The organism is Pseudomonas alkylphenolica (assembly GCF_004025535.1).
Lineage (GTDB): Bacteria > Pseudomonadota > Gammaproteobacteria > Pseudomonadales > Pseudomonadaceae > Aquipseudomonas > Aquipseudomonas alkylphenolica_A.
In genome coordinates this window covers 903119-919568 of the sequence record NZ_QJRG01000047.1, presented here as the reverse complement: position 1 = coordinate 919568, position 16450 = coordinate 903119, and the positions used below count along the sequence as shown (strand labels likewise).

At 66.3% G+C, this 16450-nt stretch carries 2 protein-coding genes; both read right to left on the bottom strand.

What is annotated here, in order from left to right:
* Nucleotides 1-20 precede the first annotated feature (20 nt).
* Entirely contained in the window at nucleotides 21-8573 is an 8553-nt protein-coding gene (locus tag DM813_RS19675; protein WP_128325032.1) for a non-ribosomal peptide synthetase, read from the bottom strand.
* Nucleotides 8574-8587: 14 nt separating this feature from the next.
* Nucleotides 8588-16450, bottom strand: a complete 7863-nt coding sequence (locus DM813_RS19670) for a non-ribosomal peptide synthetase (RefSeq protein ID WP_128325031.1) — start codon at nucleotides 16448-16450, stop codon at nucleotides 8588-8590.

Sequence of the window (16450 nt, the reverse complement as noted above, 5' to 3'; positions counted from 1 at the left end):
CCGAAGACCCTGCCCATGCGTCAGCCTTCTACGGCTTCGCGGTACAACAGGTGGGCCTGCAGCTGTTCAAGCAATGCCGTGTTGGCCAGGATGTCGTAGTGACCAGCATCGATGCGCGCATTGGGGACGGCAACCGTCAGGTTCGCCTCAAACGCCTGGACCGCGGCGCCGGGCAAATCACTGCGCCACCAACGCTGTACGGCGCACAGCGTGCGCGGCAGCAACGGTGCCCGGCGCGACAGCGCCTTGAGCCTGAGCCCGACCTGGAAGGCCCGCGCCAGCTCATCGGCGTCGAAATCACTCGCCCGCGCAGGCTCCCCTGCGCTCTGCAGCGTTGCCAGTAGCGCGCTGAGTTGCGCAAGGTCAGGCTCGTCAGCCGGCAGTTGCGCATGCGTCACCGTCAGCGATGAGGTCTGCGCGAGAAACGCCGGCAGGTCGTCGCGCCACTCATCCGTCTGCGCCGCCTCCACGCTCAACGGAATGAAGCTGTCTACCAGCCCGAGGAAGCTCACCGCCTGCCCCTGCTTTTCAAGCTCTGCCGCCACCAGCACCGCCAGGGTACCGCCCAGTGACCAGCCCAGCAGGCGGTAAGGCCCTTGCGCCTGTTTCTGGCGAATGTACTGGGCGTAGTCGATGGCCATGGCCTCCAGGCTGTCATCGTCCCACTGGCGGTCCAGCAGCATCCGGCACTGCACGCCGTAAACGTTGCAGTGGCCCTGTAGCCGACGGGCCAGCGGCTCGTAGTCGAATACCGTGCCGAAGCCTGCATGCAGGCAGAACAGCACAGGGCCGGTGCCGTCAGCACCATTGAGGGCCAACAGCGGGTCGAGCTCGCCGGGCTGTTCGGCAAAGCCCGACAACTGGGCAATGGTCGGTTTGGCGAGCATGTCGCGCAGTTTCAGCTCGAAGCCGGCCACCGCCTGTTGGCGCACCTTGCTCAGCACTTTCAGGGTGCGCAATGAATCGCCGCCCAACTCGAAGAAGTTGTCCGTGACCCCCACCTGATCAAGCTCCAGCACCTCCTGCCAGACGCCCGCGAGCATCTGCTCCAGGGCATTGCGCGGGGCCACGTAGGCCTTGGCCTGGAAGTCCGGGTCGGGCAAGGCCAGACGGTCAAGCTTGCCGCTGGGGTTGAGCGGCATGGCGTCGAGCAACAGGATCTGCGCCGGCACCATGTAGTCCGGCAACTGGGCCTGCAAGGCACTGCGCAGCGTCTCGGCCGACACGCTTGGCGTGTTGCCCACCACATAGCCAATCAGACGTTTGCCCGCCGCACTGTCACGGGCTACCACCAGTGCCTCGCGCACGCCGCCAAGCGCACGCAGGCGCGCTTCGATCTCGCCCAGTTCGATGCGGAACCCGCGGACCTTGACTTGATGGTCCAGCCGCCCGAGGTAATCCATCACCCCATCGGGGCGGCGGCGCACCAGGTCGCCGGAACGGTACAGACGGCCACCGGCCTCGAACGGGCTGGCCACAAAGCGTTCGGCGGTCAGCCCCGGGCGCTGGTGGTAGCCGCGGGCCAAGCCTTCACCGCCGATATACAGCTCACCGGCGACGCCATCGGGCAGCGGGTTTAGCTGGGCATCCAGCACATACAGGCTACGGTTGCCGACGCGCTGGCCGATGGGAGCATAGGCCGCCTCGCAGCGACTGTCGGCATCGGCCTTCCACAGCATCGGGGTGACCACGGTTTCGGTCGGCCCATAGCCGTTGGTGATCCACTGCGGGCGCAAGGTGCGCCTGACCCGTTCGAAGTTGGCCTCGGCCACGGCATCGCCACCAAAACAGTAGATGCGCACCGCTGGCGGACTTGGTTGCGTCTGGCCGTACTCGGCAATCTGCTGGAGGTAGGCCGGCGGGAAGCAGGCAATGCTGATGCGCTGCGCATGCAATACGGCCCAGGTTTCTTCCGCGGTCCACAGGCTGTCGTCGCGCAGCACCAGGCAACCACCGGCCAGCAAGGTGGACAGCCAGCGCTCCTGAGCACCGTCGAAGGCAAAGGACATGAACAGCAGCTCACGCGTGGTGCAGTCCATCTGGTACAGCCCGACGATAGCCTGGCAGTGCATGGTCAGCGGGCCACGGGGCACGGCAACGCCCTTGGGTTTGCCGGTGGAGCCCGACGTATAGATCAGGTAGGCCAGGTGATCCGCATCGATCGCGATCGGCAGCGGCGTCGACGGCTGGTCGCTCAAGACCAGGCTATCGAGGTCGAGCACTTGCGCCGTTGTTGCCTGGGGCAAACGCGCACGTACCTGGCCATGGGTGAGCAGCACGGTCATGGCCGAATCTTCGACAATCCATTGCAAGCGGTCCTGCGGGTAGTCGATGTCCAGCGGTACGTAGGCCGCGCCAGTCTTGTGCACGGCGTACAGCGCCACAATCATCTCGACCGAGCGATTCAGGGCTACGCCCACGCACACCTCCGGCCCTACCCCTTGCGCGCGCAGGTAGTGCGCCAGCTGGTTGGCGCACTGTTCCAGCTCGCCGTAGCTCAGGGCCTGCGCGCCGCAGAGCACAGCGGTGGCCTCGGGTTGTGCGGTGCACTGCACCTGAATCTGCTCCAGCAACGACGGCGCATCGTGCACCACCGGGTGCAGCGGATTGGCATCGGCCAGCCGTTGCCGCGCCGGTGCGTCCAGCAGCGCAAGGCTGCCCAGGGTTGCCTGGGGATTGGCCAGCAAGGCGTCGAGCAAGGTCTCGAACGCCGCGCGGATCTGCACCACACTGGCGGCATCGAAGCGGTTGCGCAGGTATAGGAACTCGATGCTCAAGGTCTCGCCGAGGTTGACCGCCAGGTCCATCGGGTAGTTGGTGACGTCGCGCCCCTGCGCGGCGCCAAACTGCAACCGGCCCTGGCCGACTTCCTCCAGGCGCTCGTCCACCGGGTAGTTTTCGAACACGATGATGCTGTCGAACAGGCTGCGACCGCTGTGCCCGGCCCAGCGCTGGATGTCGGCCAGCGAGGCGTGCTCGTGGTCACGCACTTCCAGGTTGTAGGCTTGCAGTTGCTCCAGCCACTGGCCGACGCGCTGCTGCGGCTGCGGGCTCTGCAGTATCGGCAAGGTGTTGATGAACAGGCCGAGCATGTTCCCCGCTTGCGGCAAACTCGCCGGGCGGCCGGCCACCGTTGCACCAAAGCACACGCGCTGCTGGCCGGTGTAGCGCTGCAACAGCAGCAGCCAGGCGGCCTGCACCAGGGTGTTGGGGGTGACGCGCAACTGCCGGGCCCCACTGCGCAAGCGGGCGGTACGCTGAGCATCCCACTCCAGGTAGATCGCCGCATGCCCGCTGAGCTCGGCAGCGGGTCGCGGCCAGGTGCTGGCCGCCAGCTCGGTGACCTCGTCCAGCCCCTGCAGCTGCCTGATCCAGAACTGTTCCAGGGTCCTGGCATCGTCCTGCGCCTGCAGCCAGGCAATGTAGTCGCGGTAACGGCCTTCAACGCTGACCGCCTGGCCATGGTAAGCCTGGAACACTTCGCCGAGCAGGCGCGAGCTGCTCCAGCCATCCATGAGGATATGGTGTCGGGTCCAGATCAGGTGGCAGCGTTGCTCATCCAGACGCACCAAAGTCACGCGCATCAACGGTGGCTGCAGCAGGTCGAAGCCTTCCCGGCAGTCGGCCGCCACCAGCGTCTCTATAGCATTGGCGGCCACTGCCTGGCCGCGCCAGTCGAGCACGCGCACCACCGAAGGGGCCCGCTTGCTCACCACCTGCAACGGCTGGCTCAGGTGGCTGGCGTTCCAGAAGCCGCTGCGCAGCACATCATGATTGGCCACCGCCTGGTCCCAGGCAGCAATGAAGCGCTCGATTTCAAGGCCCTCGACCGCCACGCTGGTCTGGTTGATGTACAGCGCGGCCTCGTCGGCTTCCAGCGAGTGGAACAACATGCCCTGCTGCATCGGCGACAGCGGATAGATATCCGCCACTTCACGCGGCGCCAGCGGCACGCTGTCCAGCTGCGCTTGCTGCAGGCGTGCCAGCGGGAAGTCCGCGGGGGTCAGGCCGCCGCTCTGCTCATCGCAGCAGTGCTCGACCAGCGTCCGCAAGGTATGCGCATAGTCATCGGCCAAACCCTGAATGACCGCCTCATCGAACATCTGCGGGCTGAACACCCAGCCCATGCTTAAACGGCCCTCATACACCTGACCATTGAGCGTCAGCCAGTTGCCCAGCGGCGCGCTGTCACCACGCTCGCTGCCACCGTTTTCGCGGGCGATGCTGAACAGCGCCGTCGGCGCCTGCGGGTCAAAGCTGTTGTCGAACTGGCCGAGGTAATTGAAGGTGATCCGTGGCAAGGTGCGAGCGCCCAGGGCCTGGCGCGCCGGCGTCGCCCCCAGGTAACGCAGTACGCCGTAGCCCATGCCGTTGCCGGGCACCGCGCGCAGCTGTTCCTTGACGGTTTTGATGGCGTCGGCAACTGCCGCCCGGTTGTGCAGCTCCAGCGGGTACTTGCTGGTGAACCAACCCACGCTGCGGGTCAGGTCGGCGTCGGCAAACGGCGCGTCGCGACCATGCCCTTCGAGCACCACCTGCGTCGTATCAAGCCCGGTCCAGCGGCCGATCACCTGGGTCAGGGCCGCCAGCAGCAGTTCATTGATCCGCGTGCGGTAGGCCGCCGGTGCGTGTTGCAGCAAGCGCTGGGTGGTGGCGGCATCCAGCCGGGTGTAGACCGTGCGCGCATCGCGTTGCAATGGCTGGCACTGGGGATCGCGCGCAGGCAGGTCGGGTGCCATCGACTGCGCTTGCCAATACGCCAGTTCGGCCTGCAAGGGTGCGCTGAGTGCCAGGCGCTGCAACTGCTCGGCCCAGTGTTTGGCCGAGCAGGTCTTGGCCGGCAACATCGGCGTCTGGCCATTGCTCAATCGGGTGTAAGCACTCTGCAGGTCTTCAAGCAGAATGCGCCAGGACACACCGTCGACCACCAGGTGATGGACCACCAGCAACAGGCGTTGCTCGCCGTCGGCCAGGTTGAACAGCACTGCCCGCAGCAAAGGGCCCTGGCTCAGGTCGAAGCTGCATTGTGCCTGTTCGCACAGCGCCGACAAGCCCGTCAGTGTGGTGTCGCGTTGCCAGAGCAATGGCGTGGCGGGCGTCGCTTCATGGTGCTCGGCCTGCCAGCCTTGGGCGCCCTGGGTAAAGCGCAGGCGCAAGGCATCGTGATGCGCCCACAACGCCTGCAACGCCGCCTCCAGGGCGGTTGCCGACAAGGGGCTGCGCGGGGCGAGCAATACCGACTGGTTCCAGTGATGACGCTCGGGCACCTCGGTGTCGAAGAACATCTGCTGGATCGGCAACAGCAGCGCCGCGCCGCGTACCGGTCCCTGATCGATCACCGCGCGCATCTCGCCCAGGCGCGCCACCGTGGCCAGTTCCTGCACGCTCTGGTGTTGAAAGAGCTGCTTGGGGGTGAAGTGAATGCCGGCTTCGCGCGCGCGGCTGACCACCTGGATGGAGATGATCGAATCGCCGCCCAGTTCGAAGAAATTGTCGTGGCGTCCTACCTGCGACACCTTGAGTACGTCTTGCCAGACACAGGCAAGGCGCTGTTCCAGTTCGCCTTGCGGCGCCTGGTAAGCCGTGCTCGCCGCCTGTTGCCCGGGGTTCGGCAACGCCTTGCGGTCAAGCTTGCCATTGGCCGTCAACGGCAACTGCTCCAGCAGCATCAAGTGCGCGGGCACCATGTACTCGGGCAAGCGCTCGCGCAGCGCGGCCAGCAACGTCGTTGCAACCTGGCTGCCGGTACCGGCACTACTGACCACATAGCCCAGCAGTTGCTGGCCACGCTCGCCTGCCTGCCCCACCACCACGGCCTGCTGCACACCCGCCAGGCTGCGCAAGCACGCCGCTACCTCGCCCGGCTCGACACGAAAGCCACGGATCTTCAGCTGATCGTCAATGCGCCCCTGATAGCGGAAATGCCCGTCCTGCAACTGCACACCATCGCCGCTGCGGTACAGCCGCGCGCCCTGCCCCGACGGATCGGGCACGAAGCGTTCGGCGGTCAGCCCCGGTTGCCCGAGGTAACCGCGCGCGAGCCCCGCGCCGCCGATGTAGAGTTCACCGCGCCCGCCATTGGCGACCGCCTGCAGGCTGCTGTCGAGTACCCGCAGCCGGCTGTTGGCCAACGGCTGACCGAGGGCGATGCCTGTTTCGGCCAACTCCCCGGCCAGTACCCCGACGGTCGACTCGGTCGGGCCATAGTGGTTGAACACCCGGCACTGCGGCGCCAGCTGCCGCACGTGCTCAAGCAGCGCCGGCGGGCACGCTTCGCCGCCCAGCACCAGCAGCCGGCGTGGCAGTAACTGGGCACCCTGGGTCGATGCCAGCAGCGCAGCCAGGTGCGACGGCACGATTTTCAGCACATCGACCTGATGCGCCGTCATCGTCGCGGCCAGGGCTTGGGCATCCATGGCGACGTGACGGTCGAGCAGGTGCAAGGTCTGCCCGCCGCACAACGCACCGAACAACACGGTGTGGCCCAAGTCAGCCGCGACCGTGGAAATCATCGCCATGCTCTGCACATCATCGAGCGGCAGGCGTTGCTGCAGTCCCTGAACATAGTTGGCCAGGGCGCCATGACTGACCATCACGCCCTTGGGCTGGCCGGTAGAACCCGAGGTGTAGATGACGTAAGCACAGCTGGGCGCCAAAGGCTGTTGACTGTGAACGGGAGCCTCTGCCGCCAGAGGCTGGTCGAGGCAGATCAGCGCAGGCCCCACCATCGCTGGCAGGCTGGCCGCCTGTTCACAGGTGGTCAGCACGACCTGGGCAGCACTGTCCAGAATCAGGCTGCGCAAGCGTTCACTGCCTGCCTGCGGGTCCAGCGGCAGGTAGCAGGCACCCGCCTTGAACACCGCCAGAATCGCCACCAGCAGTTCACTGCTGCGTTCCAGCACCAGCGCCACCCGCGACTCGGGGCGTACCCCCAGTGCCCGCAACTGCGCCGCACGCTGGCCGGCAAGCCGGTCCAGTTCGGCGTAGCTCAACTCCCGTGCGTTGCACACCGCCGCCAGACGTTCAGGGTGGGCGGCAACCTGTTGCTCGAACAGGGCCAGGACGTTGTCGCAGGCAAACGCCTGGGTTGGTCCCTGCCCCCATTGCGCCAGTTGCTGCTGGTCTTCGCCTGCCAGCAGCGGCAGGGCTTCGATGCGCACCTGGGCATCGTCGACAATCGCCTGCAATACGCGTCGCCACTGCCCGGCGATGCGCTCGACCGTGGCGGCGTCGAACAGGTCACAGGCATAAATCAAGGTGGCGTCGATGCCTCCCGGGTGCTCAAGGGTGTTCAGGGTCAGGTCGAACTTGCTGGTGCTGACGGCTTGCACCAGCGGTTCCAGGGTCAGCCCCAAGGCCGGTGCACTGGCCTGCCCGGCCTCTTCCCGCTGGTGGTTGAACATCACCTGGAACAGCGCGGAATGGCTGAGGCTACGCTCGGTGTGCAGCACCTCCAGCAGTTGTTCAAAGGGCAGGTCCTGATAGGCCTGGGCCTGCAGTGCAGCGGCTTTCACCTGTTCGAGCAGATCGCTAAAGCGCAGCTCGCCCCGCACCTGGGCCTGCATCACCTGGGTGTTGACGAAAAAGCCGATCAGGCCTTCGGTTTCCGGGCGGCCGCGGTTGGCGTTGGGCACGCCGACGCGAATTGCTTCCTGCCCGGCCAGGCGGTGCAGCAACGTCTGGAACGCCGCCAGCATCAACACGAAAACGGTGACGCCCTGGCGTGCGGCAAGGGCCTTGAGTTGCGCCGCCAGGTGCGCGTCGGGCGAAGCGTCGAGGCTGGCCCCGGCCAGGCTGCGCTCGGCCGGGCGCGGGCGGTCGGTGGGCAATGCCAGCACCTCCAGGGGGCCTTGCAACTGCTCGCTCCAGTAAGCCAGTTGGCGCTCGCGCTCACCGTTGTCCATCCATTGGCGTTGCCACAGCGCATAGTCGGCGTACTGCACCGGCAGGGCCGGCAACTGCGGCTGTTCGCCCTGGCGAAAGGCGCCGTAGCCGTGCATCAGTTCGCGAACCATGACCTGCAGCGACCAGGCATCGGACACGATGTGGTGCTGGACCAGGCTGAGCACATGCTCATCGTTGTCCACCTGCAGCAACGCCGCCCGCAGCAACGGCCCATGGGCCAGGTCAAAGCCGGCGCCGGTTTGTTCGGTGAGGAACGATTCGATCCCCGTCTCGCGGCCCACGCCAGGCGCCAGGCGCTGCACCGACAGCGCCAGATTGCCTGGCGGTAGAATCTGTTGGCGAACGCCCTCCGGTTCCTCGACAAACACCGTGCGCAAGCTTTCGTGACGCGCAACCAGGACATCCAGGCTGCGCTGCAGCGCCTTTACATCCAGCGCCCCCTGCAGGCGGATGGCCAGGGGGATGTTGTAGGCCGGGCTGTCCGGCTCCAGCTGCCAGAGAAACCACTGACGTTGTTGTGCATAGGACAGCAGCAGCGGCTCTTGCTCGGAGCGCTTGAACACCGGCGCAATCCCGAACAGGTTGATCCCTTTCTGTTTCAACAGCACGGCCAGCGCCTTGCGCTGCTTCGGGTCAAGCGCCCCCACAGACTCTATTAACTTTTGCACGCCACGACCCCTTGTCAGGAAAGCAGATTCTCAAGCTCTTCGGCAGATAGACGTTTGAGGGCCTCCAGGGATTTAGTCAGCTCGTCCTGTACCGGTACCAGATCCTCCTGCAGGCCCTGCACCGCAGCGCAGAAGTCCTCAAGGTCGGCGCTTTCGAACAACAGTTTCAACGGCACCTCCACGGCCAGCTGTTCACGCAAGCGCATCACCACCTGCGTGGCCATCAACGAGTGGCCGCCGAGCTGGAAGAAGTTGTCATCAAGGCCCACCTGCTCCACGTTGAGCACCTGCTGCCAGGCCTCGGCCACCTGTTGCTGCAAGGCACTGTGCGGTACCCGGCAGGTGCGCGGCGCGATCAGCGACGCGGGGGCCGGCAGCTGCCGACGGTCAAGCTTGCCGTTGGGGCTCAGTGGCATATGCGCCACGGCCAGCAGGTGGCTTGGCACCATGTGCTCCGGCAGCGTCTGGCGCAGGAACTGGCGCAGCTGAAGCTGCGCCTCGGCATCGGCCTCGCCCTCGGGCACCAGGTAGGCAATCAACTGGGTAGCGCCCGCCGATTCGTGGGCCACTACCACCGCCTCGCGCACCCCTGGGTGCTCCATCAGGCGCGATTCGATTTCACCCAGCTCGACGCGCAGGCCGCGGATCTTCACCTGGTGATCGAGGCGTCCGGCGTACTCGATTTCGCCGCCGGCGGCGTAGCGCGCCAGGTCACCGGTGCGATACATGCGTTGGCCCGGGACGAAGGGATCGGCCGGGAAACGTTCGGCCGTCAGGCCGGGGCGGCGATGGTAACCGCGCGCCAGCCCGGCGCCTGCCAGGTACAGCTCACCCAAGACGCCGGGCACCACCGGTTCCAGGTTGGCATCGAGGATGTAGGTGCGCAGGTTGTCGATGGCGCGGCCGATCGGCACGCTGTGGCGCCCGTCATCGACACAGGTCCAGTGCGTGACGTCGATGGCCGCTTCGGTCGGCCCGTACAGGTTGAACAGGCCGGCCTGCGGCAGCCTGGCGAACACCTGCTGCTGGGCATCGGGCGGCAGGGCCTCGCCGCTGCAGATGATCCGCCGCAGCGAAGCGCAACGACCGATATCGCGCGCCTGCAGGAACACCTGGAGCATCGACGGAACGAAGTGCAAGGTGCTCACTGCGCCCTGCTCGATCAATTCGACCAGGCGCGCCGGGTCACGGTGATCACCGGGGGCAGCCATGAGCAAGCGCGCCCCGGTCATCAACGGCCAGAAGAACTCCCAGACCGACACGTCAAAGCTGAACGGGGTTTTCTGCAGCACCGTGTCACTGGCGTCCAGACCATAGGCCGCCTGCATCCAGCACAAACGGTTGACCAGGGCACTGTGGGCGTTGCCGGCGCCCTTGGGCTTGCCGGTGGAGCCGGAGGTGTAGATCACGTAGGCCAGGTGCTCAGGCTGCACACTGACGTCCGGGTTATCAATATGCTCCTCACCCGGCTGCGCCGAATCGAGCAGCACGGTGCGCAGGCCCGCGTGCTGCGGCAGGCGCGGCAGCAACCACGACTGGGTCAGCAGCAGTTCGATACCGCTGTCGTCGAACAGGTAGGCCAGGCGCTCGGCCGGGTATTCCGGGTCGAGCGGCACGTAGGCACCACCGGCCTTGAGGATGGCCAGCAACCCAATGACCATTTCCAGCGAACGCTCGGCGGCAATCCCCACCAGCACATCAGGGCCGACGCCCTGCGCGATCAAGCGATGCGCCAAGGCGTTGGCCCGGGCATTGAGTTCCCGGTAACTGAGGGTTTGCCCGGCAAACACCAGCGCCGGCGCCTGTGGCGTGCGTTCGACCTGCGCCTCGATCAATTGCTGGGTGCTCTGCTGCAGCGGGTACGCCACTGTCGCACCCTGGCCCTGGGCAAGCAGGCTGCAACGTTGCCCGGCCGTGCTCAGCCCCAGGCAACCCACCGGCTCGTCACCGGTGCAGGTGCTGATGTGCAGCAACAGCTGCTGCAACTGCCCGGCCAGGCGCTGCACTGCCGCGCGGCTGAAGTCGCGGTACTTGAAGGTAAACGCCAGTTGCGCACCGGCGTCCACCAGCACGGTCAGCGGCAAACCGCTCTGCTCGTGACCGGTCACCTCACCAAAGCGCAACCCGGTCGGGGCGCTTTGTGCCAGCGCCTGTGCCACCGGGTAGTTTTCGAACACCAGCAGGGTATCGAACAGCGCCTCGCCGCTACGGCCCGCCCAACGCTGAATCTCGTACAGCGGGGTGTGCTCGTGCTCGCGCAGGTTCAGGTTGTGCGCCTGCAAGGCGTGCAGCCATGCCTGCAGCGACTGCTCCGGCCGGGCGCCGCCGATCACCGGCAAGCTGTTGATGAACAGCCCGACCTGCCCTTCAATACCGGGGAGTTCGGCCGGCCGGCCGGACACCGTGGCGCCAAAGGTGACCGTGCGCTGCCCGCTATAGCGTTGCAGCAGCAACTGCCAGGCGCCCTGCACCAGGGTGTTGAGGGTGACCTTGTGCGAACGCGCAAAGCGTTGCAGCGCCTCGGTCTGCGTCGCGCTCAGGCGCTGGCAGTGATCGCCTGCCTCAGGGCTTTCGGCGTCGCCGACGATGGCCTGGCCGAGCAGGGTCGGCCCTTCGAAGGCCTGCAGTTGCTCGCGCCAGAACGCTTCGTTTGCCGCGCCGTCGCGGCGTTGCAGCCATTCAATGTAGTCGCGGTAGCGCCCCGCTGGCGCCGGTGCGGCTTCACCGGCATAGCGCTGCAGCACCTCCCCCAGCAGCTGGGCGTTGCTCCAGCCGTCCATGAGGATGTGGTGGCTGGTAAAGATCATCTGGTACTGCCGCTCGCCCGTACGGGCCAGGTCCAGGCGCAGCAGTGGCGCACGGTCCAGGGCAAAGCCGGCCTCACGCACCTGCGTCGCCAGTTTCGCCAGCGACTGGGTCTGGTCGTCAACACCGCGCAGGTCTGTACAGGCAAACGGCACAACCACCTCGCGCACCACCAGTTGCAGCGGCGCGGCAAAGTCTGCCTCCCAGTGGAACTGGCTGCGCAGGCTGTCATGAGCGTCGACGGTGGCCTGCCACGCGGCGCGCAGGCGTTCTGAGTCAAGACCCTCCACGGGCACGCGCAGCTGGTTGATATAGTCAGCCGTGGTCGCCGCCATGCGCGCATGGAACAGCATGCCCTGCTGCATCGGCGACAACGGATAGAGGTCAGCGATTTGCGCGGCGCTCAGCGGCAGGCGGTCGAGTTGTGCCTGGTCGAGCCCGGCCAGGGGGAAGTCCGACGGCGTCACGCCGCCTTCGCCCGCCGCCAGGCAATGCGCGACCAGCGCGGCCAGTTCCTGGCCCAGGGCATCGGCCAGGCGTTGCACCGTTGCCGGCGCGTACAGGTCGCGACTGAAGGTCCAGTCCAGGGTCAGCTCACCGCGGTACACCTGACCATTGATGCTCAGCCAGTTGCCCAGCGGCGCGTCTTCGCCCTGCTCTGCACCGCCTGGTTCGCGGGCCGGGGCAAACAAGGCCGCCGGGTCGTCGAAGCTGCCATCGAACTGGCCCAGGTAGTTGAAGGTGATGCGCGGTGTCGGCAACTGCGCCAGCGCCTGTTGCTGCGCCGGGCTGCCGAGGTGGCGCAGCACGCCATAATCCAGGCCCTTGTTGGGAATCGCGCGCAGTTGCTCCTTGATCGACTTGATCGACGCCGGCAGCGACCGCGCCGGGCTCAGGCAGGCCGGGAAGGCACTGGTGAACCAGCCCACGGTACGGGTCAGGTCGATATCGGCCCACAGCGCTTCGCGGCCATGGCCTTCTAACTCGACCCAGGTGCTGGGCTGACCGCTCCACTGGCAGATCACCCGCGCCAACGCCGCCAGCAGCAGGTCGTTGACCTGGGTGCGGTACGCTGCCGGGGCTTGCTGTAACAGGGCACGGGTCAGGTCCGCATCGAGGCGGGTGCGCGCGCTGGCGGCGTGGGCCTTGCTCAGGCTGCCGCCTGGATGGTCACACGGCAGCTCGCTCGCCGGGGTGCTGCCCTGCCCGGCCCAGTAGCGCGCTGCGGCTTCGATCTCGCCGCTGGCGGCATAGGCCTGCAAGCGCTCGGCCCAACGTTTTGCCGAGCCGGTTTTGGCCGGCAACAGCGTCCGCTGGCCCGACGCCAACTGCCCGTAGAGGGTATGCAGGTCGTCAAAGAGGATGCGCCAGGACACACCGTCCACCACCAGGTGATGGACCACCAGCAGCAAGCGCTGCGTGCCGTCGGCGAGGTCGACCAGCAACGCGCGCAGCAACGGCCCCGCACCCAGGTCGAGGCTGCGCTGGGTTTGCTCACACAGGGCCAGCAGGGCCTCGGCCGAGTCGGCCGAACGCTGCCATAGCAAGGTTTGCCCGGTGACGTCCCGATGCTCGGCACGCCAACCTTGTGCGGTTTCTGCAAAGCGCTGACGCAACGCATCGTGGTGCTGCACCAACACCTGCAGCGCCTGTTCAAGGTGATGCGCATCCAGCCGCTGGCGCGCCTCAAGCAGCACCGACTGGTTCCAGTGGTGACGTGCCTGCATCGGTGTGCCGAAAAAGCCTTGCTGGATCGGCAGCAACGCCAGCTCGCCCCGTACCGGCCCCTGGTCTACCTGCTGCGCTTCATCACCAAGGCGGGTCACCGCTGCCAGGCGCTGCACGGTCTGGTGCTGGAACAGGTCCTTGGGGCTGAAGTGCAAACCGGCCTGACGCGCGCGGCTGACCACCTGGATCGACACGATCGAGTCGCCACCCAGTTCAAAGAAGTTGTCTTGACGCCCTACCCGTTCAACCTTCAGCACAGCTTGCCAGATGTCGGCCAGGCCTTGCTCCAGCGCGCCCTGCGGGGCGTTGAAAGCACTGTCGGCAAGCGGCGCGCCGGGCGCCGCCAACGCTTTGCGGTCGAGCTTGCCGTTGACCGTCAGCGGCAAGCGCTTCAGTACCAGCAGCTGCGCCGGCACCATATAGCCAGGCAAATCAGCCTGTAGCGCCTCACGCCACTGATCGACGTGCTGCGCCGGCACCTGAGCCGCATGGCCGACCACATAGCCCACCAGTTGCTCACCGCGCGGCCCGGGCTGAGCCAGCACCACGGCTTCGCGTACACCCGGTTGGGCCAGCAGGCAAGCTTCGATCTCGCCCAATTCGATGCGCAGGCCACGCAGTTTCAGTTGATGGTCGATGCGCCCTACATAGTGCAACTGGCCGTGGGCACGGCGGCGCACCAGGTCACCGGTGCGGTACAGGCGCGCACCCGGTGCACCGAAGGGGTCGGGAACAAAGCGTTCAGCGGTAAGCCCAGGGCGGCGGTAATAACCGGCCGCCAGTGATGCACCTCCCAGGTACAGCTCACCCAGGGCGCCTTGCACACACGGCTGCAGGCCCGGGTTAAGAACATGCGCCTGAACGTTGCTGATGGGCTGACCGATTGCTATGACCGCATCGCCGTTATCGGCGCCCAGCGCATGGCTGGTGGCGTCGATGGTCGATTCGGTGGGGCCGTAGAGGTTGACCAACTGCCCCGGCCATTGCTCGGCGAGCTGCCGGGCCAGGCTGCCCTTCAAGGCTTCGCCACCGGCGAACAGCAGGCGCAAGGTCGCCAGTTGCCCGGTTTGCAGCTGGGGCAACAAGCCCTGCAACAGCGACGGTGCCAGTTGCAGCACGGTGATGCGCTGTTCGGCCACCAGCGGCCAGAGCTGGCCCAGATCCTGGTTCAGGTCGGCAGGTGCCAGCACCAGGCGCGCGCCACACAGCAGCGGCAACCAGAACTCCCATACCGAGGCATCGAAACTGAACGCGGTTTTCTGCAGCACCCGGTCGTCGCCGGTCAGCCCATAGGCGCTGCGCATCCAGGCCATGTGGTTGGCCAGGCCGCCGTGACGGATGGCCACGCCTTTGGGCTGACCGGTGGAGCCGGAGGTGTAGATCACATAGGCGAGGTTGTCCGGGTGCAGGGCCACCTGTGGCGCACCGGGGTTCTGCACGGGGGCCGGTTGCGCGCGTTCATCGAGGTGCAGCGTGCACGGTGCCGGCAGCGCGCCCAGGCGCGCGCTGACCTCGGCCTGGGTCAGCAACAGGGCCAGGCCGCTGTCGTTGATCATGTAGTGCAGGCGCGCCAGCGGGTATTCGGGGTCCAGCGGCACATAGGCGCCACCGGCCTTGAGCACGGCGAGCTGGGCCACAACCATGTCCAGGCTGCGCTGCAGCGCCAGCCCCACCAGCACCTGCGGCCCGACCCCGGCACCGACCAGTTGCCAGGCCAGGCGGTTGGCGCGGGCGTCGAGTTCGACGTAACTGTAAGACTGGCCGCCGACCTCCAGCGCCACGGCTTGCGGCTGGCGCAGCACCTGGGCCTGCAGCATCGGCAGCAGCAACTCAGGGGGCGTGTATACCGCAGCCTCCAGTGTCGTGGACACGGCGGGTTCCAGCGCCAGGTCGTCGATGCGCAGGTTCAGGTCACCGACGAGTGCCTGCAACACGGCCTGCCAGTGCACGCCCATGGCGGCAATGGTGCTGCCCTCGAACAGGTCCAGGGCGTAGGTCATCGAGGCCCAGAGACGCCCGTCTTCCTCGAAGGTGTCGAGGTTCAGGTCGAATGGCGATGCATGGCGTTCCCAGTTCAAGGCCTCGATCCGCAGGTGCTCACCCAATGCACTGCTGCCCTGTGCTTCTGGCCCCTGCACCTGATGGTTGAACATCACCTGGAACAGCGGGTTGAAACTCAAGCTGCGTTCCGGTTGCAAGGCGTCGACCAGCTGTTCATAGGGCAAGTCCTGATACACCTGGGCCTGCAGCGCGGTGTGTTTTACCTGCTGCAGGAAGCTCGACAGGCTGGCCTGCCCGTCAATGTCAGCCTTGAGCACCTGGGTGTTGACGAAAAAGCCGATCAGGCCTTCGGTTTCGGCGCGGTTGCGGTTGGCGACCGGCACGCCGACGCGGATCTGCGCCTGGCCGCTGTAGCGGTGCAACAGCAGCTGGAACGACGCCAGCAGCAACATGAACAGGGTGGTCCCTTCGCGCTGGCAGGTCAGGCGCAAACCGTCGAGCAACCCCGGCGGCAGGTCGATCTGGCAACGCCCGCCACGGTAGCTGCTGACTGCCGGGCGAGCATGGTCGTGCGGAAGCTCAAGCAGCGGATGCTCATCGCCCAGGTGGGCGGTCCAGTACGCCAGCTGGCGCTCGCGCTCACCTGCGTCCATCCAGCAACGCTGCCAGATGGCGTAGTCGCCATACTGGATCGGTAACGCCGCCAGCATAGCCGGCCGCCCCTGGCAGAAGCCCAGGTACAATGCCACCAGTTCACGCACCAGCACCTGCATCGACCAGCCATCGGCAACGATGTGGTGCAGGGCCAGCACCAGCACATGTTCCTGCGCGCCCAGGCACAACAAGCGGGCACGCAACAACGGCCCCCGGGACAGGTCGAAAGGCACTTGCAAGGTACTGTCGACAAAGCGTTCGATCAGCGCGTTACGGGCCTGGGCATCGTCCGTTGCATCCAGTTGATGCAGCTGCAATTCGACCGCTGCCGCCGGGTGCACACGCTGGATCGCCTCGCCCTCGTCTGCAAAGGTGGTGCGCAGGCTTTCATGCCGCTCTACCAGCGCACTGAGGCTGCGCTGCAAGGCGTCGCGGTCGAGCTGGCCGTGCAGGTGCAAGGCGGCGGGAATATGGTAGGCGCTGCTGTGCCGGTCCAGCTGCCAGAGGAACCACTGACGCTGCTGGGCATAGGACAGCGGTAGGTTCCGGGCCTGATCGCGGCTTACCGGGATCGGCAGCTGGGCCAGACTCATGCCTTTGCTGGCGAGCTTTTGCAGGAACAGCTGACGTTGCTCGGCAGGCAGTTGAATGAAGCGCTGCACCAGCTGCGTGTTGTCGATTCCAGCCAT